Source organism: Thalassotalea mangrovi, from assembly GCF_005116735.1.
Classification (GTDB): domain Bacteria; phylum Pseudomonadota; class Gammaproteobacteria; order Enterobacterales; family Alteromonadaceae; genus Thalassotalea_A; species Thalassotalea_A mangrovi.
Window position 1 is genome coordinate 100,811 of sequence record NZ_SWDB01000004.1, and the last position, 19,821, is coordinate 120,631.

The 19,821-nt window shown below is 45.8% G+C and carries 18 protein-coding genes; 11 read left to right on the plus strand and 7 right to left on the minus strand.

From position 1 onward, the window contains the following. Positions 1 to 22: 22 nt before the first annotated feature. From guaB to E8M12_RS02240, 3 genes are all read left to right on the plus strand, one after another. A complete protein-coding gene (gene guaB / locus E8M12_RS02230) occupies positions 23 to 1,492 on the plus strand; it encodes an IMP dehydrogenase (protein ID WP_136734446.1) in 1,470 nt (489 codons plus the stop codon). Positions 1,493 to 1,579: 87 nt separating this feature from the next. Next, on the plus strand, positions 1,580 to 3,157 hold the full coding sequence (gene guaA / locus E8M12_RS02235; RefSeq protein ID WP_136734447.1) for a glutamine-hydrolyzing GMP synthase: 1,578 nt from the start codon (positions 1,580 to 1,582) through the stop codon (positions 3,155 to 3,157). 224 nt (positions 3,158 to 3,381) lie between these two features. Then, positions 3,382 to 3,960: a glutathione S-transferase family protein gene (locus tag E8M12_RS02240; RefSeq protein WP_136734448.1), complete on the plus strand. Its 579-nt coding sequence runs from the start codon at positions 3,382 to 3,384 to the stop codon at positions 3,958 to 3,960. Between the two features lie 90 nt (positions 3,961 to 4,050). Here E8M12_RS02240 and E8M12_RS02245 read toward each other — a convergent pair whose 3' ends face one another. Both E8M12_RS02245 and E8M12_RS02250 read right to left on the minus strand, forming a co-directional pair. Further along, positions 4,051 to 4,860: a YggN family protein gene (locus E8M12_RS02245; RefSeq protein ID WP_136734449.1), complete on the minus strand. Its 810-nt coding sequence runs from the start codon at positions 4,858 to 4,860 to the stop codon at positions 4,051 to 4,053. Between the two features lie 212 nt (positions 4,861 to 5,072). Beyond that, entirely contained in the window at positions 5,073 to 6,353 is a 1,281-nt protein-coding gene (locus E8M12_RS02250; RefSeq protein WP_136734450.1) for a CinA family nicotinamide mononucleotide deamidase-related protein, read from the minus strand. 160 nt (positions 6,354 to 6,513) lie between these two features. On the opposite strand from E8M12_RS02250, the gene E8M12_RS02255 reads away from it, so the two are divergent. Further along, positions 6,514 to 7,266: a DUF4097 family beta strand repeat-containing protein gene (locus E8M12_RS02255; protein ID WP_169303015.1), complete on the plus strand. Its 753-nt coding sequence runs from the start codon at positions 6,514 to 6,516 to the stop codon at positions 7,264 to 7,266. Positions 7,267 to 7,331: 65 nt separating this feature from the next. Here E8M12_RS02255 and E8M12_RS02260 read toward each other — a convergent pair whose 3' ends face one another. Then, a complete protein-coding gene (locus tag E8M12_RS02260) occupies positions 7,332 to 9,047 on the minus strand; it encodes a DUF4153 domain-containing protein (RefSeq protein ID WP_136734452.1) in 1,716 nt (571 codons plus the stop codon). Positions 9,048 to 9,253: 206 nt separating this feature from the next. Between E8M12_RS02260 and E8M12_RS02265 the strand changes: the two genes are divergently transcribed. Both E8M12_RS02265 and E8M12_RS02270 read left to right on the plus strand, forming a co-directional pair. Further along, a complete protein-coding gene (locus tag E8M12_RS02265; protein ID WP_136734453.1) occupies positions 9,254 to 9,919 on the plus strand; it encodes an alpha/beta hydrolase in 666 nt (221 codons plus the stop codon). A 177-nt stretch (positions 9,920 to 10,096) separates the two neighbouring features. Next, the gene (locus tag E8M12_RS02270; protein ID WP_136734454.1) at positions 10,097 to 10,357 is read left to right on the plus strand and encodes a DUF2960 domain-containing protein; all 261 of its coding nucleotides are present in this window, start codon (positions 10,097 to 10,099) and stop codon (positions 10,355 to 10,357) included. Positions 10,358 to 10,465: 108 nt separating this feature from the next. On the opposite strand, the gene E8M12_RS02275 is transcribed toward E8M12_RS02270, so the two are convergent. Then, on the minus strand, positions 10,466 to 13,345 hold the full coding sequence (locus E8M12_RS02275; protein ID WP_136734455.1) for an alpha/beta hydrolase family protein: 2,880 nt from the start codon (positions 13,343 to 13,345) through the stop codon (positions 10,466 to 10,468). A 165-nt stretch (positions 13,346 to 13,510) separates the two neighbouring features. Between E8M12_RS02275 and E8M12_RS02280 the strand changes: the two genes are divergently transcribed. The 4 genes from E8M12_RS02280 (at position 13,511) to E8M12_RS02295 (ending at position 15,246) form a co-directional block, all read left to right on the plus strand. Next, the gene (locus tag E8M12_RS02280) at positions 13,511 to 13,885 is read left to right on the plus strand and encodes a hypothetical protein (RefSeq protein WP_136734456.1); all 375 of its coding nucleotides are present in this window, start codon (positions 13,511 to 13,513) and stop codon (positions 13,883 to 13,885) included. A gap of 68 nt (positions 13,886 to 13,953) precedes the next feature. After that, a complete protein-coding gene (locus tag E8M12_RS02285; RefSeq protein WP_136734457.1) occupies positions 13,954 to 14,304 on the plus strand; it encodes a ribonuclease E inhibitor RraB in 351 nt (116 codons plus the stop codon). Positions 14,305 to 14,309: 5 nt separating this feature from the next. Continuing rightward, a complete protein-coding gene (locus tag E8M12_RS02290) occupies positions 14,310 to 14,519 on the plus strand; it encodes a hypothetical protein (RefSeq protein ID WP_136734458.1) in 210 nt (69 codons plus the stop codon). Positions 14,520 to 14,655: 136 nt separating this feature from the next. Beyond that, positions 14,656 to 15,246, plus strand: a complete 591-nt coding sequence (locus tag E8M12_RS02295) for an acyl carrier protein phosphodiesterase (protein WP_136734459.1) — start codon at positions 14,656 to 14,658, stop codon at positions 15,244 to 15,246. Between the two features lie 322 nt (positions 15,247 to 15,568). On the opposite strand, the gene E8M12_RS02300 is transcribed toward E8M12_RS02295, so the two are convergent. Next, positions 15,569 to 16,243 carry a nitroreductase family protein gene (locus E8M12_RS02300; RefSeq protein ID WP_136734460.1) on the minus strand — a complete coding sequence of 225 codons (675 nt, stop codon included), beginning with the start codon at positions 16,241 to 16,243 and terminating at the stop codon, positions 15,569 to 15,571. A 196-nt stretch (positions 16,244 to 16,439) separates the two neighbouring features. Between E8M12_RS02300 and E8M12_RS02305 the strand changes: the two genes are divergently transcribed. Continuing rightward, entirely contained in the window at positions 16,440 to 17,645 is a 1,206-nt protein-coding gene (locus E8M12_RS02305; protein WP_136734461.1) for an MFS transporter, read from the plus strand. A 30-nt stretch (positions 17,646 to 17,675) separates the two neighbouring features. Here E8M12_RS02305 and E8M12_RS02310 read toward each other — a convergent pair whose 3' ends face one another. Together E8M12_RS02310 and E8M12_RS02315 are read right to left on the minus strand one after the other, a co-directional pair. Next, positions 17,676 to 18,233: a cytochrome b gene (locus E8M12_RS02310; RefSeq protein ID WP_169303016.1), complete on the minus strand. Its 558-nt coding sequence runs from the start codon at positions 18,231 to 18,233 to the stop codon at positions 17,676 to 17,678. Positions 18,234 to 18,336: 103 nt separating this feature from the next. Further along, positions 18,337 to 19,665: an aminotransferase class V-fold PLP-dependent enzyme gene (locus E8M12_RS02315; RefSeq protein ID WP_136734463.1), complete on the minus strand. Its 1,329-nt coding sequence runs from the start codon at positions 19,663 to 19,665 to the stop codon at positions 18,337 to 18,339. Between the last annotated feature and the right edge of the window lie 156 nt (positions 19,666 to 19,821).

Below are 19,821 nucleotides of genomic sequence, written 5' to 3' on the forward strand. Positions count from 1 at the left end.
TGCCTTTAGGTGAGATGTTGCCATGCTAAGAATCGCTCAAGAAGCCCTGACATTCGATGATGTACTGCTTGTACCTGCCCATTCGACTGTCTTACCCCACACCGCAAATCTTAAAACCAAATTAACCGAAAAGATAGAACTAAACGTGCCAATTTTATCCGCGTCCATGGATACGGTTACCGATGCTCGTCTGGCGATCGCATTGGCGCAGGAAGGTGGTCTGGGATTTATCCATAAAAACATGACGGCTGAAGAGCAGGCAGCAAATGTACGTCAGGTGAAAAAGTTTGAAAGTGGTATCGTTACCGATCCGGTAACGGTTACCCCGGATATGAGCATAGGTGAGGTTCGTAACCTCGCAGATGAACTCAAGTTTTCTGGTTTCCCTGTTGTCGATGCTGACAATAACCTGGTTGGCATCATTACCGGTCGCGATATGCGCTTTGAAACCAACTTTGACAAGCCGGTTTCTGAGTTAATGACCAGCAAAGAGCGATTAATCACGGTCAAGCCAGATGCAACCCGCGAAGAAATCCTGAATTTGATGCACACTAACCGCATCGAAAAAATCCTGATGATCAATGATGACTTTGAACTGGTCGGTATGATCACCGTTAAGGATTATCAAAAAGCCGAAAGCAAGCCAAATGCCTGTAAAGACGAGTTTGGGCGCTTACGGGTAGGTGCTGCCGTTGGTGTGGGTGCTGGTACCGATGAGCGCATTGCTGCCCTGGTTAAAGCCGGTGTTGATATTTTGCTAATTGATACCTCACACGGTCACTCCCAGGGCGTTATCGATCGGGTTCAGAAAACCCGCGCCGAATATCCGAATTTACAAATTGTTGCCGGTAATGTGGCAACTGCCGAAGGTGCGAAAGCGTTAGCTGAAGCTGGCGCCAATGCCGTTAAAGTTGGTATCGGCCCAGGCTCTATCTGTACTACCCGTATCGTTACTGGTTGTGGTGTGCCACAAATTACCGCCATTTCTGAAGCGGTGAAAGGCGTGTCTGGCATGGACATTCCAATTATCGCTGATGGTGGTATTCGTTTCTCTGGTGATATCGCAAAAGCCCTGGTAGCAGGCGCGCACTGTGTCATGGTTGGCAGCATGTTAGCGGGTACTGAAGAAGCACCGGGTGACGTTGAGCTGTATCAGGGTCGCTATTATAAATCCTATCGTGGCATGGGGTCGTTAGGGGCGATGAACCAGAAAGAAGGCTCCAGCGATCGTTATTTCCAGAAAGCCGATGAAGCCGACAAGCTGGTACCGGAAGGTATCGAAGGCCGGGTTGCCTACAAAGGACCAATGGCGGCGATTATTCATCAGCAAATCGGTGGCATCCGTTCCGCCATGGGCTTAACCGGCTGTGCGACGATTGAGGAAATGCGCACCAAGCCGCAGTTCGTGAAAATTACTGCTGCAGGTATGGGTGAGTCACATGTTCATGATGTCACCATTACCAAAGAAGCGCCTAACTATCGCTTAGGCTAAGACAACAGGCCCGCAAGGGCCTGTTTTTGTTCATCCAGATTTAAATTTTTGCTGTTTCGACAGCCAGCTTATTAAGAGAAGAGACGAATGAGTCAAAATATTCACGATCATCGAATATTAATATTGGATTTTGGTTCCCAGTATACCCAGTTAATTGCCCGTCGCGTGCGCGAAATTGGCGTTTATTGTGAGTTGTGGGCCTGGGATGTGACTGAAGAGCAAATCCGCGAATTCAACCCGTCAGGAATTATTCTCGCCGGTGGTCCGGAGTCCGTTACCGAAGCTAACTCACCACGTGCACCTGAGTATGTATTTAATGCCAATGTTCCGGTACTTGGCATTTGTTATGGTATGCAAACCATGGCGGAGCAACTGGGCGGCGGCGTACAAAGCTCGACTCATAAAGAGTTTGGCTATGCAGCGGTAGAAATCATTAAAGAGTCTTCATTGTTTAAGCACATCGAAGACAGCATTGGTGCCAATGGCAATGCACTATTAGATGTGTGGATGAGTCATGGTGACAAGGTTTCTGAGATCCCTGAAGGTTTCACAACAATCGCCCAGACACCAAGCTGTAAATATGCGGCAATGGCCAATGAAGACAAGCAGTTTTATGGCGTTCAGTTCCACCCGGAAGTGACTCACACCAAACAGGGGATGCGTATTTTAGAGCATTTCGTGATTGATATCTGTCAGTGTGAAAAGCTGTGGACGCCGAGTTCTATCATCGAAGATGCAATCGAGAAAATGAAGCAGCAAATCGGTGATGATGAAGTCGTTCTTGGTCTGTCGGGCGGTGTAGATTCATCGGTTGTCGCCATGCTGTTGCATCGTGCCATTGGTGATAAGCTGACCTGCGTATTTGTGGATAATGGCTTACTGCGTTTGCATGAAGGCAAACAGGTGATGGAAATGTTCGGTGATCACTTTGGCCTGAACATCGTTCATGTCAATGCCGAAGACCGATTCCTGGATCGCCTTGCGGGTGTTGATGAGCCGGAAGCAAAGCGTAAGATTATCGGTAATGTATTTGTTGAAGTATTTGACGAAGAAGCCGGTAAACTAGCGAATGCTAAGTGGTTAGCTCAAGGTACGATTTACCCGGACGTGATTGAATCTGCCGCATCAAAAACCGGTAAAGCTCACGTGATTAAATCGCATCACAACGTTGGTGGATTGCCGGAAGATATGGAACTGGGTCTGGTTGAGCCATTACGTGAATTGTTCAAAGATGAAGTTCGCAAAATTGGTTTAGAGCTGGGTCTGCCATACGACATGCTTTACCGTCACCCATTCCCGGGCCCTGGTTTAGGCGTTCGTGTTTTAGGTGAAGTGAAGAAAGAATATTGTGATCTGCTGCGTCGTGCCGATGCGATCTTCATTGAAGAGCTGCACAAGGCGGATTTGTATCACAAAGTCAGCCAGGCATTTACCGTATTCCTGCCGGTACGCTCGGTAGGCGTTATGGGCGATGGCCGCAAGTATGACTGGGTTGTGTCCCTGCGCGCCGTTGAAACTATCGACTTTATGACTGCGCACTGGGCCCATTTGCCATACGATTTCTTAGGATTAGTGTCTAACCGGATTATTAATGAAATCGATGGTATTTCCCGCGTGGTATACGATATCTCAGGCAAGCCGCCAGCGACTATCGAGTGGGAATAATCCAAGTTTTTAGTTGTTAGCCTAAAAAAGCCCGCGTGATGCGGGCTTTTTCAATGTAATCGCGATTAAAACTGATAATCCGCCATCAGATTCAAGATAAAGCCATCCTCGGAATCAAAATCCCATTGATTGTTGTTTACAGGCAACATTTTAACGGATTTCTGCTTTCCTGTTTAAACAATCGATGCAATCATGGTTCAATAAAAGTCTTTGGAGAATTTAATATGGATCTCTACGGTTCTACCACATCACCGTTTGTCAGGCGCACTAGGTTATTATCCTCAGCCTACCTGGATGATGGCCTGGTCTTTCATGATATCGATATATTTGATCAACAGGGTCGGGAACTGTTAAGCCAGCATAACCCGACCCTGAAAGTGCCATTTTTGCTCGATGGCGAGCACAATATCTACGACTCACGGGTGATTTTTCGATACCTGGCGAAAAAATTTGATCTTAATGAACTGAATTGGCAGCAGGAAAATCAGTTAACCCTGATTGATGCAGCGAGTGACTCTTTGGTGGAAATACTGTTGCTGATGCGCAGTGGTATTGATCCATCACAAAACGCCCTGTTTTTTAATTTACAGCGCGAACGCCTGGGAAAATTATTCGCAGTCCTGGAACAACAGGTGGAGCGTGGTGAGTACAACGACTGGTATTATCCGGCAATTTGTCTGTATTGCCTAATCGACTGGGCGATGTTTCGCGAGCTGGTAGATTTTTCTCCGTATCCATCAATGCGTGCTTTTCATCAGCAATATGCGAGCCGTGATGATATTACGCGGACCGATCCTCGATAATGCAAATGAGCAGAGTTGCCCCTGCTCATGATAAAGCCAGAAAAAAGGAAGCTTATAGCTTCCCTTTAGTCGTTTGGGGAGAGTGGTTATCTAATCGCGAACCTCGATTAAATCAAAATCGGCAAGTGCGGTAACACTTTCGCTAAGCTGGCTTTCGATCTTATTTAAATCATGGAGTTCTTCACACAATAATTCAGCTTCAGCTCCTAACTCTTCGGCTTGTGCTTCAACGGCGACTTCGATATCTTCACCCATGCGCTCCATACGTTCACCAAAGGCTTCCATTTTTTGCTCAAAATCGCCTTCTTCATCATTCATGGCCTGGCCGACGGCGATTAAGATATCGCCAACTGAATTGGCGACCAGATTCTCGATTTCCCCTTCCAGTTCATCTTCAATAAATTGGTCTAAATCATCGAAATCCTGCTCAGCCAGATATACAGCACCGTCCTCTGAGTGGAAGCGAGTACTTACTTTTTCGCGAATGGCAGCAAAAGATTCGTTTAAAGAATCGGTGGCTGTGTTCTCCTCACCGGTAAGCCCGGTCGCTACGTGGGATAAGGCTGAGAAAGCGATTTCCACCGCATCCAGGGCAATATTTACTACACGAGGAATTTGTTCATTGACGCCAGCTGCATAGTCGCTCACCAGTGCCTGTTGATCGTCGTTCAGGTCGACTTGCTTTCCGTTGACGAACAGATCTTTTTGATTATTGATTTGTACGATGGTGTTGTCGTTATCGAGAAAGCGGATGCTGTTCGCTTCAACCACAACACCGTAGTTCATATTGATCGAACAATGATCTGAGGTGAAGGTTGCATATTCCTTGTCGCCATGAGCATAGGCCGTGGTTGCCAGGGTTGAGGTAACCAATAAACCGGCTAGCATTAACTTTTTCATGTTTCACTCCTGAGTCGGGTATCAGTGATTACACTGAACCATTGTTATTTGCTGGTTGACGGTGACAAACTTGTCAGTCTGAGTTTAGTTAAGCAAGCTCCTTGCCAATAGTTAATAATCAATAAAAACAAGATGTTAATAACGTTGGTCGCAAAAGCAGAGAGCTGAAAAATTGTATAAGTAGTCAATCACACTACTTTTTAGTGTTTTTGTTATCTTTTCCTTTGCCGCTCAATGATGTACCTCGGGGTTTCCTGGTAACCCAGCAAAAATCTTCGCATTAAGTCTAGGGCCGCATTGGCAATATATGTCTGGAAAAATCGTCGAGGTCCGGGGAAATATAACTCTACCGTGTGAATATTGTCTTTGCTGCCCCAGGCCAGCCAGACGGTTCCCACCGGTTTCTCTTCACTGCCGCCATCAGGGCCGGCGATGCCTGATACGCTAACGCCAACATCGGCACCCGAGACTTGCAACGCGCCGCTGAGCATCTGCCATACAACGGCCTCGCTTACGGCTCCATCAGTCGCTAAGATGTTTTCATTTACCGCCAGTAACTGTTGTTTTATGCGGTTCGAGTAGGTAACAAAACCGGCTTCGAACACTGCTGAAGAACCAGGTACTGAAGTTATTGATGATGCAATTAAACCGCCGGTGCAGGACTCTGCGGTGGTTAGGGTTTTGCCCTCACTTTTTAAAATATCAACCAGGGTTGTACTCAGGTCGCCTTCTCCTTCGCAGACAATATGCTGTGACAAAATAGACTTAACCCTGTCGGTCCAATGCTCTAAATCCTGATGGTGAGTTGCGTAATGAGCAGTAAGCTTGACCTCTAAAAGTGGCTGGCTGGCGCGAAATCCCAAATCAATGTGCTTTGGCCAATCGGAAATTTTTTCATTAATGATTTTCTGTAATCCGGATTCGCCAATACCAAATACTTTCAACTTATGGGTTTTGTTACTCATATCGTCAGGCATCAGGGTTTTTATTTGGGGCAGGATGCTTTCGATAACCATTTGTTTCATTTCCCTGGGTACTCCCGGGGTACAAAATACCAGGCATTTATTGAGTACCAGGGAAAAGCCGGGGGCACTGCCTATAGGATTGGCGATAATGTCGCAACCAATAGGCAAGATGGCTTGTTTGCGATTTGGCTCGGTCAACGGGTAGTGTCGTTTGTCGCACCAGGCCTGTAATTGTGCAAGTGCCTCTGGATGTTCTGCAAGTTCCAATCCTGACGCTGCCGCTAGCGCCTGGGCCGTCAAATCATCCACCGTTGGACCCAGTCCACCATTAATAATCAGCACATGGGCATCCGAAGAAAGTTTGGCAATTTGATCGACGAGCAAGGTCAGGTCGTCACCTACGGTGACTTTTTTGCTGACCTCAATACCCATTTCTTTGAGGCTCTGTGCCATAAATACCGAATTAGAATCGACGATGTCGCCGCTCATTAATTCATTACCAGTTAACAGGAGTTGCACATTTAACATAGGGTTATCCGAGGCTTTAGGTGACAGTCATGATAGCGATTCTTGATGCGGATTGAAAAATTTTTAGCATCTTTTAAACCTTTTTCCAGTTAGTGACATCCTATTCAACAAATCAATGATGTTAATCGTCATTCCCATAGTTTTACGAAAGGAAAAAACAATGAAAAAGTTATCTTTAATTAGTCTGGCATTAGCGTCGCTGATCACCTTCCAGGCGCAGGCGGACGCTGACAAGACCATCGAAAAAACCTTCGATTTAAGCGGTAAAGGCGAGCTGTTAGTCGATAACGTTAATGGCAACGTTGAAATTACCGGTTGGGATCAAAATCAAATTAGCGTAAAAGCCATTGTCACCGCTGATGATGAGGAAGACTTAGAAAATGTTGACGTGAAAATGCGCCAAAGTGGTAATCGCGTCAGTATCGAAACCGATTATAAAGAGCGCGGCGGCTGGGGCAGTAATAATTCTGGCAGTGTTGAATACCTGATCCAGGTGCCGGTAACCACGGATTTGAGTGAGATTGATCTGGTTAATGGTGCGTTAAGCGTTGATGGAGTCCGTGGTGAGTTAAATGCGGATATGGTCAACGGTTCCATTGAAGCGTCGGGCCTGGCGTCAAATGTTGAAGTGGATGCGGTCAACGGCGGCATCGAGTTAACCTTCGCCGATGATGCGAAGAATATCGATATTGAAGTGGAAACCGTCAACGGTGGAATTCGCATTCACCTGCCGGAAGAATTTGGCGCCAAAGTTGATGCCAGTACTGGTAATGGTTCGATTCGTACTGAATTTGGATTGACCGGTGAAAAAGGAAAATACTACGGTACGGATCTGAAAGGCAAGTTTGGTGATGCCAGCTCATCACTGGATCTGGAAAGTGTAAATGGTTCGATTCGGGTAATGAAAAAGTAGTCATCGCCGAACGATATAACGAGGAGCATGTATGCAAACCGCATTCATGCCCTTTTTATTGATCTTTACAGAGGAACCCGTAACCGGACTTCACCGATCATGATATCCTGCCACATCGGATCAACCGTTTTAATCTTACCCGTATCTAACAGTTTCCTGATATCGGCCAGATCGTCACTGTCATTGCCGTTATAATAGAGCCCCTGACTGTGCCAGGCTTCGGCCTCGTTGGTTCTCCAGATATTAATGTTGGTGAAATTCGATGACTGCTCAACGCTCAGGTATTCTGGTGTTGAATCCTGATTAAGGTCAAATGCAATCAGGGTATAATGCTGATGGCCGAGTCGAAACCATCGATTATTTTCCTGATTATATAAAGCGTTGAGCAAGTCATCAGGAAATTGCCTGGCATCTGGCCAGTAATCGACAAACTGCTGAAATTGCGCCAGGCTTACCTCTTCATCTGCATCCCGTTTTGGTGCATAGATACGGTCAATTTTTGTTACCAGCGCTGGGTGTGAGACTTGCAGAGATTTTTTTAATTGTTGCAGTGCCAGATAGCCAGAGCGACCGAGATTCCAGCGGAAATAATTAATATCCAATTCCTCGGCTTCGATAACATTATCATCCAACCGCTGTATCTGGCTGTTGGCAGATATTTGCTGAAAATTAAGGAGCGGGGTATTAACCACAATCATCAGCAACAGCATAACCAACCCCATACGTACATTTACCCGACTCAATGTGTTCAGCCACTTATCCTTTTGGCGAACAATACCCTGTAAATAACCGAGACAAAAACAGGTGAGAATTGCCCAGATCATTACCCCCCAACAACGGCTGACACTCCATCCGTATTGATCAATACGAAGCCAGAGACCATAAGCAATAATGACGCTGTATATTGGCAATATCGCGATGCTCAGATAAATAAAACGATGCCAGAACATGGGATAGGGTAGTTGTTGATGCTGATTTTGATAGACCGCATTGACAAAAAATAACGTCATCGCTTGTAATGCCAGAAGCAGGGCACTCCCGTGCCCGGTAGCCCAGAGTTTTTCCAAACCAGTAAACGGTAACGTAAACAGGAAAGCGACGCCAACAAACGCCAGCATCGGCAACAGGAACTTGATCAGGGTTTGTAAAATACTGGCAATGATGTCGACGGTTTTGCTAATGCGGCGAAAGGTGATGATGGCAAAGCCAAATGCCATACAAATTACCGGGATATTAAACCAGGATTGCTGCAAAAGGTTACTGAACAGGTCAATGCCAATCACCTCAAACAGGGCCGCACCTAAGTTCAATATGGCAAACAAAATTAAGGTAAATAATGTGGATTCTGCGGCAATTAAAAAATTGCGCCAGGATAGCTGAAAAAGCTTTTGGTAATTGAGCGAGTCATGTTCGCTCCACAGTTGACCGTACATGATGGCCTTAAATGAGGCAATGCCGGTTGTCACTACAAACGCAAACAGTATGCCACCAGACTCGATAATTTCCACGGGTGTTTGTTGAATGCCAGTATAGCTGGCCATCGCAGTCAGGATAATGGCAAATATGCCAAGAAAAGAGAGTAATCGTTGCCAGTTTTGCGGCGTTGAAGATAGCAAAAATAACACCGGTAATACGATGCTTACCGCCACCAAAGGGTTAAACCAAATCGGGTCGGTGGCCGGAAATATCTGTTGCTCAAAACTGTAATAAAGAAACCACAGGGTAATGCCCTGTAGTAGTGACACACTTAAGGTGAGAGTTTTTGCCAGCTGTTTATCCATTATCAGGCCTTTTTATTTTTACTGTACATTAATTAACCTTTTGTTTGTACATTAAAAATGGCATTGGACTGGAGGACTAGATTCATCAGTCGGGTTTATGTGTATAATCGGCTTTCTTTAATTCTAATACCAATCACATTAAATTATTGCTAACTCTGAGTTGTGCACAAACTTAGTGTGATTGGTATAATCGCAGGAAGCCGTTTATGAGCGATTTAGTATTACAAACCATCAAGGTCGAACCCAAACAGCAAGCTACGGCCTGTGTTATTTGGTTACATGGTCTTGGTGCCGATGGTCATGACTTTGAACCAATCGTGCCTGAGTTGCACTTACCCGAAACTCTGCCAATTCGTTTCATCTTTCCCCATTCTCCGCAGATGCCGGTGACCATTAATGGTGGCATGGTGATGCCTGCCTGGTATGACATATTAGATATGAGTGTTGAACGTAAAGTCGATGTTATGCAATTAACCCAGTCGGCGATGGCGGTTCAGGCATTGATTGACGAGCAGGTTGCTTCTGGTATTGCCGCTGAAAGAATCATATTGGCTGGTTTTTCCCAGGGTGGCGCCGTTGCTTATCAGGCGGCGTTGACGTATCCCAAAACGTTGGGCGGTTTGTTAACAATGTCGACCTATTTCGCTACCAAGGATTCCATCCAATTAAATGATGCCAATCGCAATATCGATATTTGCATCATGCACGGCAGCCAGGATCCAGTGGTCAATCCAATGCTCGGCACCCAGGCTAAATCTGTGTTAGAAACCTTAGGTTTTAATCCGGAATATTATACTTACCCAATGCCGCATTCTGTTTGTGCACCGCAAGTTCGAGATATTTCCAACTGGCTGCAACAGCGCTTAGGATAAGGTCCAGTAAATATTTCGAGTTCAGTACTCAGAAATCAGAATGAAGAACGAGCAACGATTTGTCAGCAGCGCGAATGTGTGAATTCGCGCTGTCAGCAGATGCAGCCTTGCTTGCAACTGTCACCTTTTGGGTTTTCATCGATATAGTGAGAATCCGCTGATGATTAAGGAGTTCCGATGCCCAGAAAACTAACCTATATCTATAAAGGCGTTCGCAAAGAACTACCGTTTTCCTATTCTCGTCATAATGATATCTATGAGGCCGCCGCCGCCGCGGAAGGTATTGATATCAGCAATTTCCTCGCCATGGAAGAACAGGTACGCATGACCTCAAAAGGCAAGCATGCGGTTAAGGATTTTCGCCAGAAAGAATTTGCCAGAATGGGCTTTAGCGAGATAAAAATGGTGTCTGAGGAAGATGAATCCCCCCGCACCTAAAATCAAGGCTGTAAGGCTATAAAGCTATAAAGCTATAAAGCTATAAAGCTATAAAGCCATAAGGCCTTAAAGCTCTACAGCCTTAAAGCCTTACAGCTTCATGGTGTTTTACTGCTCGCTGTAAGCTTCGCCTTTTGTCATCCACTTAGGAGCCGGCGCGCCTTTAAGGTAATGATCGAAGTACTGTTTCATTTTGATGGTATAATCGACTTTATTCGGGTACTTCTTCAGATGATGTGGTTCCCCTTCATACTGTAAGAAAATAACCTCTTTACCCAAACGGCGCATCGCCAGGTACATCTCAACACCTTGCTGCCAGGGCACGGCATCATCAATATCACCAAATTGCATCAATAATGGCGTGTTGATGCGTTCAGCGAAAAATACCGGTGAGTTTTCAATGTATAGATCGCGACGCTCAAACAGGCTGGCACCAATGCGACTTTGCCCCTTTTCATACTGGAATTGACGAGCAAGGCCGGTGCCTAAGCGAATACCTGAATACGCACTGGTCATGTTAGATACCGGGGCGCCAGATACGGCGGCAGCAAACATGTCAGTTTCAGTAATTGAAAACAGGGTTTGATAACCACTCCAGCTATGGCCATGCAAACCAATCGCATCCTTGTCGGCAACTCCCATATCAATCAGCTTTTGAATACCGGGCAAGATAGACTTATTGGTCGAATGGCCGACGCTGCCAATTTCAAAATGGACATCCGGCAGGAAGATGGCATAGCCATTGGATGAATAGAATGGAAAATTAGGTCGGTGATTGACCTTCATATCATTAAATTCATACATGCGTTGTGAGAATAAACGATAATAGTAAACCAGCACGGGGTACGTCTGACCTTCAACATAGTTTGCAGGCTTAATTAACACGCCCTGGTGCGGTTCGCCCATCGTTGACGTCCATTCTACAAGCTCAGCATCACCCCACAAAAACTCATCTTTCTGTGGATTTACGTCGGTGAGTTTGCGGGCATTAGAAAAGTCATGCTTGCTTACCCAAAGATCCGGAAATTCATTAAAATCTTCACGGGTATATAAAATGGCATCGGCATCTTTGGCCGTTGCCAGGTACTCGAATTTCTTATCTTCTTCTACCAGCTTGGTTAGCGTATTTGACTCCAGCGCCAACTGATAAAAACCAAAGTTTTTCTTTGCATCGTTGTAGCTGGTTAGCAATAGTGTTTGTTCCTCACCGAAAAAGTCATGCTCTTCGTCTTCAATATTGATACGAAACTGGCGCTGTTCGATACGGCCTATGTCACAGGTTAAACAGTTTTTATCATCGCCATCGGCTGAGAAAAACCAGATATCAAATTTGTCATATGCGAAAAAGCCTTGGTCATCTTCCACCCAACCGGCAATACCATATCCTGGAACCTTTGAAGGGTAATCGTGATCTTCATCGGCGAAACTCACTGCCATGCCTTCACTAACATTGTGATGACGATCTTTGCGGCTATCCCAGACCCAGATATGTCCCTGGTCGTAATAAGCCACATAACGACCGGATTCACTGACTTTCATATCGTTGTATGAGCTTAACTTTTCTTTGATAAGTTTAGCTTCGCCGTCATCAAGGTCGACTAAATAAAAGTCGCTGAAAAATCCTTCCCAGGTGCGCAGCTTACGATATTTTAAATCACTGCTGGCAATCATCGCTTGTTCATTTTCCGTTGCACGAAGATACGGAATATCTTTGCCTGCCAACGGTACGACTTTGTTTTTGCTTACATGGTAAACCGCCTGATAGCTGTGTTTTTTATCTCGGTTATATTGAAACTTTTCATTGGTTTTAATCAACGGGTCTTCACCGTGCCAAACCTGTAGGCCACGATCGCTGGTCAAACGCTCGATATCGAACAGATCGTCTTCCGACTCAATTTTCGCCATTTCAGGCTTTTCTTCCGGTAATGATTTAAAACCAAAGAACAGGCGTTCATCGTCCTGACTCCAGACAAGTTTGCTTACAGAAGGAACATAAGGCGAGGTTAAATCAGGAACATTTCTATCAAGCTTAACGGTTTTTACTTTGCCTTTTATTGCATCAAGCAGAGCCAGTTGATGCGAGCGACGTTCCTCTTTTTCAGTAAAATCACCTTGCATAAATGCCAGGGTATCGCCTTCCTCATTCCAGCTTAACTGAGTAAAGCTGGCATTATCTTTGGCAACCAGGGTCTTGGCTTCTGTTGCACCTAGCTCAAGCAATGTTAAGCCATTATCGTTTCCATCTTTGCTGGAGAGGCTATAGGCAATGACCGCAAGCTGAGGTGAAAATTTGAATTGATCGACGTGTTCAATGACCTGTTGCTCGCCATTGGTAAGATTTACCAGGGTTAGCGACTTATTAATCTGCTTCTCATTGAAAAGCTCAGGCGTTTCTTCATCGGCTGGCTTTTCTTCTGCATTTTCAGCAGATTTTGCCGGCGTTTCTTTATCGTTATCCAGAGCCAGGTAATCCTGTTTACCTTCGCTTTTGTTTGTTCCTGCTTCGGCGTTTTTCTCTTCGTTTTTCTTTACGGTTTGCGAGAATGCCAGCCATGGACCATTGGCATGCAGCTGAAAATCTTCGACATCGAGAAAGTGATGTTTTTCACCGGTGACCAGGTTAATCACCGTCAATTCATTTTTCAGATCTTTACGGGCTTTTTTACTGGCTTTTTCCCACGTCAGTAACGCTGGCTTCTGGCTAATTGCGACAAACTGAGAGTCGTCGCTGAAATAGCCGGAAATACCTCGTTCCACCTGGTAACGAGCATCGGAGTCTACCGACTGAACGTAAAATGTCGCATCGCCACGATCGGGTTGCGCACTGTATGCCAGCCATTTGCCATTATCAGATAAGGATGTGGACTCGATACTACGAAATTTCATGATGTCAGTGACGGTGAGCGGTCGTTGCTCACCCTGGGCCATTGTAGTGGCGGAAACGCCGACAATGATCAAGGCAGAAAGAAGTTGCGTTATTTTTAACATAAGCGTGATTTTTAACCCGTTTTTACTTACTTAGCCCTGATTAAACTGAGTTAAACGGGCTAAATCAACTTAAAATGCATCAAATGCAGGTTTTCAGCGATAAGACGCTGAAAATTTTGTTAAAGTATGTGTTGGTTTAGCGTTAGCAGGAAGGGGAGCCAACACGTGTATCATCGTCAGCAATTAGTCGGAGTCTGGCATCGCAGCGAAGATCTGGGTTCGGAGCAATTTAGTGAGTTTGCCGAATTGAAGGTCGATGGCACCTTTATTTTCACTTTCTATAGCTATAACCTGGAAGGCAAGCTGTTATCGCAAATAAGTGAAGTCGGTGACTGGGGGTTGGTCGGAGATATTCACTTTACCATTACCAACGGTGAAATCGAGCACGATAAAGATTATCCAGCCGATCGATGTGATGAGCAAAACTACCATGCCTACCGGGTGCTGGAGCTATCAGAGTCACAATTTACCTACGAACATATCGTTAGCGGGGAAAAATTTACTTTGAAACGAGTTTCGAAAACTGGCAACCCTTGCTAAGCTAGATAGAACAGGATAGTCAATATTCTAAGTTGTTATTTCATATAAGATTCATAGCAAGGTGCACCGTGACTAGAGATCTTTCCAAGTTTCCAACCGACTCCAATGGCAATATGCTTTGGCATATGTTACAAACCGGAGATAACCTGGCAAACCCAAGAGAAATACAGTTTTCAGTGATATTTCCCAGTCAGGAAAAAGCCCTGAAGTTTGGGCAAATCCTACTCGAAAATAACCAGAAATTATCATTTTGCCCATACCTGGATAACCCGGAACATCCGTGGGAAATTACCGCTTATCCGGAAATGCCGGCCAGTTATGATAATATTATTGGTTATCAAATGCTGCTGGAAACCCATGCTCGCAAATTTGATGGTATTTATGATGGCTGGTATTGTCCGCCCCAAGGCCCAGAGTAGTGTGAATGGATCTGCAGCAAATAAAACAATTAAATAAACAAACCGCAAAATCCTATAATGACCAAAAAGCCCTGATAAAACGTGTTTTGATGGGCAAACCCGCAAAATGCCCTAATTGTCAGCAATCGCTGCAATTTCTGGCTCCGCAAGATGGCTCCGTAGCCAAGATCACCTGCGCTAAAGGTTGTACCGATATCGAACTGGATTTAAGCTGAGAACATTGGTTTTCAGGTAGCTATTTATGTCTGAAGTAATCATTGTCCGTTTCCATTGGGGTTTCCATTGGGGTCAGGTCTTGAATTGTGCATTTTCAATGCAGAATTCAAGACCTGACCCCAATAGCTGTTGTCGATGAATTATCTGGCCCATCTGTTTTTGGCGCAAAACAACAGTGACTCGTTGACGGGCAATCTGATGGGCGATTTTTGCCAGGGACTTGATATCTCTGCGCTACCTGAACCCATTCAGTTGGGGATTGCGAATCATCGCAGCATTGACCGCTTTACCGATAACCACCCGAAAGTCCGCAAGTTAAAACAGCAATTACCTGAGGAAATGCGACGCTTTTCAGGCATTATCTCAGACGTTGTCTTCGATCATTTTCTCGCCCTGCACTGGCAGGATTTCAGTGAACAAAGTTTTAGCCGTTTTCGCTACCGCAGTTATCAGCAACTGCGGCAACGGTTCGATCTCATGCCACCACGTATGCAGGATATGGTAGAACGCATGGCAGATCAGGACTGGCTATATGGATATCAGCAATTGGCCAATATAGACCGGGCATTAACGGGGATTGGTAAGCGTATGCGTTTTAACAATCCGTTGCACCAGGCAATTGACCCTGTCCGTGTTAGCTATGAAAGTTACCGAGCGACATTTGAGGCATTTTTTCCTGAATTGATTATTCACGTAAAGCGCGCAAATATCGAAGGTGCCAGGTAATCCCGTGCCTGTTTCTGACAATTCTGTCTGCGCAACAGTCCCTGAAACAGGCCTCCTTATACCAATCACATTAAATTATTGCTCACTCAGTGAGAATTTACAGGCGTTTAGACAAGGCTTTGATTGCAGAGAATGGTCGTTCCATTGTCAAAATCAGTAACGCCGGATAAACGCCTTTAAAACTCACCCGTAGGGAGTTTGTCAGAGGTCCATTTAAGGCCCTAGATTTCAATAATATAGAATGACTATATCAATGAAATCTATGTTGTAACAGAACCTCTGCCCTAACTCTGAGTTGTGCACAAACTTGATGTGGTTGGTATTATAAAAAGGTGGCGATATCTTCGAGGCTTTTCTTTACCAGTGCATGTTCCGGAATGGTTGCATCATCAGCCGGGTAGCCGGCAATAATCAGCATATAAGGGCGTTCATTATCGTCACGATAGCAGACTTTACTTAAAAACGACATGGGTTTTGGGGTATGAGTCAGGGTCACCAGGCCACTATGATGCAACGCATTAAGTAAAAATCCGGTCGCCAGCCCTACCGATTCGTGAACATAGTAATTGGTATTTTTCTCGTCAGCGTGAATGCCCCCTTTTTTCTGGCTAAACACGGCGATTAACCAGGGCGCATGTTGCAGATAGGGTTTTTGCGCGTCAGTTCCCAGAGGCTTTAACGCATCGAGCCACTCATCTCCAGCCCGACCTTGGTAAAAGCTTTGTTCTAGTGCTTCAGCCTGTTCGCGTATTTGCTTTTTAACCTCAGCTGATTGAATCGCCACAAAATGCCAGGGCTGGTGGTTTGCGCCGCTCGGGGCTCTTCCAGCCGCTTTAATGCAGTTCTCGATAATCGCCTTATCGACGGGGCGATCGCTAAATTTTCGAATTGAGTGGCGGCGTTTGATGTCCTCAAAAAACTGCTCTGAGCGCTTGAGCATTTCTGCTGGTGGATATTCGATATAATCATTTAACGGGACATTGGCATGGTCTTTCATTGCGACTCTTCTTATGCTGGCTAATAGGTTTAACAACGAACTTCAGCATACCGACAACTAATTCGAACAACAATACGAATAGTGATAGTTGCCTCGGTTATTGATCATACGCCGGGCCTCAGACCTGTGATAAATATCATTAACGGCATTTTCCTGTTAATCTTAACTACTTAAGCATTATAAATAATTGAATGATATGAACCAGCCTGCAACGACCTCTTCCTGGCGAACTCCTTTTGTATTTCTCGTCGTCTCATCGGTGATCATGACGCTAAGCTTTTCCGGTTGGCAGGCGCTGTTAAATAATTTCACCATTGAAGCGGCAGGGTTTACCGGTGCTGAAATCGGTATGCTCCAGTCGCTGCGAGAAATCCCAGGGTTTCTTGCCTTTACCGCGGTATTTATCCTGCTGGTTATCAAAGAACAACATTTTGCCCTGGTATCCCTGTGCCTGTTGACGGTCGGCGTAGCGATTACGGGCTTGTTCCCGTTCGAGTACGGACTGTATGCAACCACCGTATTGATGTCGATAGGTTTTCATTATTTTGAGACCATTAACCAGTCGCTGAGTTTGCAGTGGTTTAGCAAAGAAGAAGCGCCGGCCAAACTTGGCAAGCTACTGTCGGTAAAATCTCTCGCAGCCCTGGTCGTCTATGGTTTTATCTATATCGCCTTTGAATACTTCTCGATGCCCTTTGCTTCGGCCTATCTGGTATTAGGTGGCCTGGGACTCGCGCTAACCGCCTGGCTATGGCTGTATATGCCGTTGTTTCCTGCCAAGGTGGTACAACATAAGCACCTGGTACTGAGAAAACGTTATTCTCTGTATTATTTACTGACCTTTTTAAGCGGCGCCCGGCGCCAGATTTTTGTTGTCTTTGCCGGTTTTATGATGGTCGAGAAGTTCGGCTATTCCGTGGCGGATATTACGATGCTGTACATGGTCAACCATTTACTGAATATCTATATTGCTCCAAAGGTGGGCGAGTGGATTGGACGGGTGGGAGAGCGCAAAGCCCTGACTTTTGAATATATTGGTTTAATCATTGTCTTCAGTGGTTACGGCCTGGTAGAGAATGGTTACCTGGCGGCGGTATTGTATGTGGTTGATCACATCTTTTTCGCGATGGCGATTGCCATTAAAACCTATTTCCAGAAAATTGCCGATCCGGCAGACATCGCATCCAATGCCGGCGTCAGTTTTACCATTAATCATATTGCCGCGGTGATCATTCCCGCTTCGTTCGGCTTGCTGTGGTTGGTCGAGCCATCCTGGGTATTTTATTGTGGTGCAGCGATAGCAATGTGCTCGTTAATTGCCAGCCAATGGGTCCAGACTATGGCAGAGCCAACAGAGCAAATAAACGACCAGTCATCGCAGCCCGCTGGCAGTAAAATCTGATTCGCATTGGTTTTTATCGGGAGCAGGCCGTTATTCGACTTTTTTCCCCAGCATGCGCTCTAAGGTGCCATCTTTTTTCAGTAAGTGATGATATAAGCTGGCGAGAATATGGATTGTGACAATCAGTGCGGCAATATAAGCACAGCTTTCATGAACACTTTTTGCCAGCTTTGCCAGACCTTTGTCGACAGCGATGACTTTTTCCAGGTTATTCGGATCAGGGTTGGCGGCAACCAACTCCCAACCAAACAGTATCAGGCCATGGCCGCCCATCGCGCTCATCACCATACCGGAAACCGGCATTATGATGGTAACTGTGATCAGTATCCAATGGGCAATTCTCGCTAATCCTATCTGCAAAAGATTGTCGGTCAGGGGCTGCGGCCAGCCTTGCCTGATGCGCCACAGGATACGAACAACGGCCAGCACTAATACTAACATGCCGATGGACTTGTGAATCGGATAGAGTTCCCTGGCCTTGGCGGCATCCATGTAAAAACCGACAATCAATAATAAAATCACCGTGACGCCCACCAGCCAGTGCAGCGTTAACGTGGTTTTTGACAACTGTGCTTTCATGTCTTTCATAATACCAATCCACATTAATTACTGATTACTCAGCAATTTTCAAAACGGTAAATTTCGCCAATTAGTCTATTGAATACTATTGGTATAAGATTAGCCAATATCGTTATCCAAGGCGGTTAATTTCGGCCAGTGCGACATCCATTTCTTTTTCATTGTTTAACAATGAGGGGGCGAATCTTGCGTAGGTTTTACGGTACGGGGTATTACTCATGATCACCCCTCGTGTATGTAATTTTTTAACCACCTCTTCTGGTTGTAAGCCATCAACTTCGAAGCAGACTAAACCGGAGGATAATTGTGAGTCCATGGGCGTGTGTAACTTCACATGGGACATTTTTGCCAGGCCTTGTTTGGTCTGGGTGTTTAGCTCATGGATGCGTTGTTGAACATTTTGCTTACCTAACTGCATATGCAGTTTGAAGGCTTCAGGCAGGGCCCAGCGATGTTCGAAGGAGTGAAATCCACCTGGGCTCATATGCTCGCCAACTGGCACTTTATCCTGGGTCAGATTGCCAAGCCAGACATCGTAAGAGGCACTGAAGCTTGGGATAACGACTTCACTTCGTTGCCATGCGGTGTCTTTGCCCCAGATTATTCCCGTACCGCGCGGGCCAAAAATCCATTTATGGGTACCGGCAATAAAGAAATCACAGCCAAGTTTGCTGATATCCTGATCTTCGATGCCAAAGCCATGCACCCCATCGACGCAAAACAGGATTTGGTCCTGTTTATCCCGACCCTGGTTAATCTCGGCTATAACATCAGCCATTGCCCTTATCGGCAGTTTCACGCCGGTTGATGAATGCACCCAGGTACAGGCAAATACCCGGGTTTGTGGTTGAATCGCAGATTTTAAGCGCTGACAAACGTCATCGACAGTTACTTCCCAGGCATTGTCGTAAAGGTCTATTTGTCGCACCTTAGCACCGGTCCTGCTGGCTCGGTGAGCCAGTGACATATCGGTAGAGTAGTGATCATGGGTGGTGTGCAGAATTTCATCATCGGGTTTCAATGACAAGCCGCTGTAAACCAGGCCGAGGCCCATGGTGGTGCTGTCGGTCAGGGCAATACATTTAGGGTCGCCACCCATGTAATCGGCGGCGGACTTGGCAATGTCACCGTCTATGGTCAGGTATTTACTGTGCCAGTAATCGGCAGGGTTTTCATCGAGGGCCTGTCGATGCCTGGTAATAGCATCGGCGACAGGTTTCGGGTGCGAGGCGAGTAAAAACGTTGCCAGTTGAATATAATCCCGGGTAAGCGGAAATAAGTCTCTCAGGGCTTGCCAGTCTCCCGGTGATATTGGTTCATTACTGCTAAATCCGGTGTTGTCTTTGCTGCTGGCAGATGTAAAAGCTAAGGCTTGTTGAGTGGTTAGAAAGGTGGCGCCGAGACTAAGGCCTAGGCGGTTTAAAAATTGACGTCGTAACATGAGCTCCCCCGCTCAGTAATCAGGTGCTTGGGTAAGTATAGAATAGCGTCGAGAGGTTGGTGCTTCGGGTATGATGGGATCAGAGGAGTGATGGGGTCAGGTCTTGCATTGTGCATTTTCGAAGCACAATGCAAGACCTGACCCCGAAGAGCGACT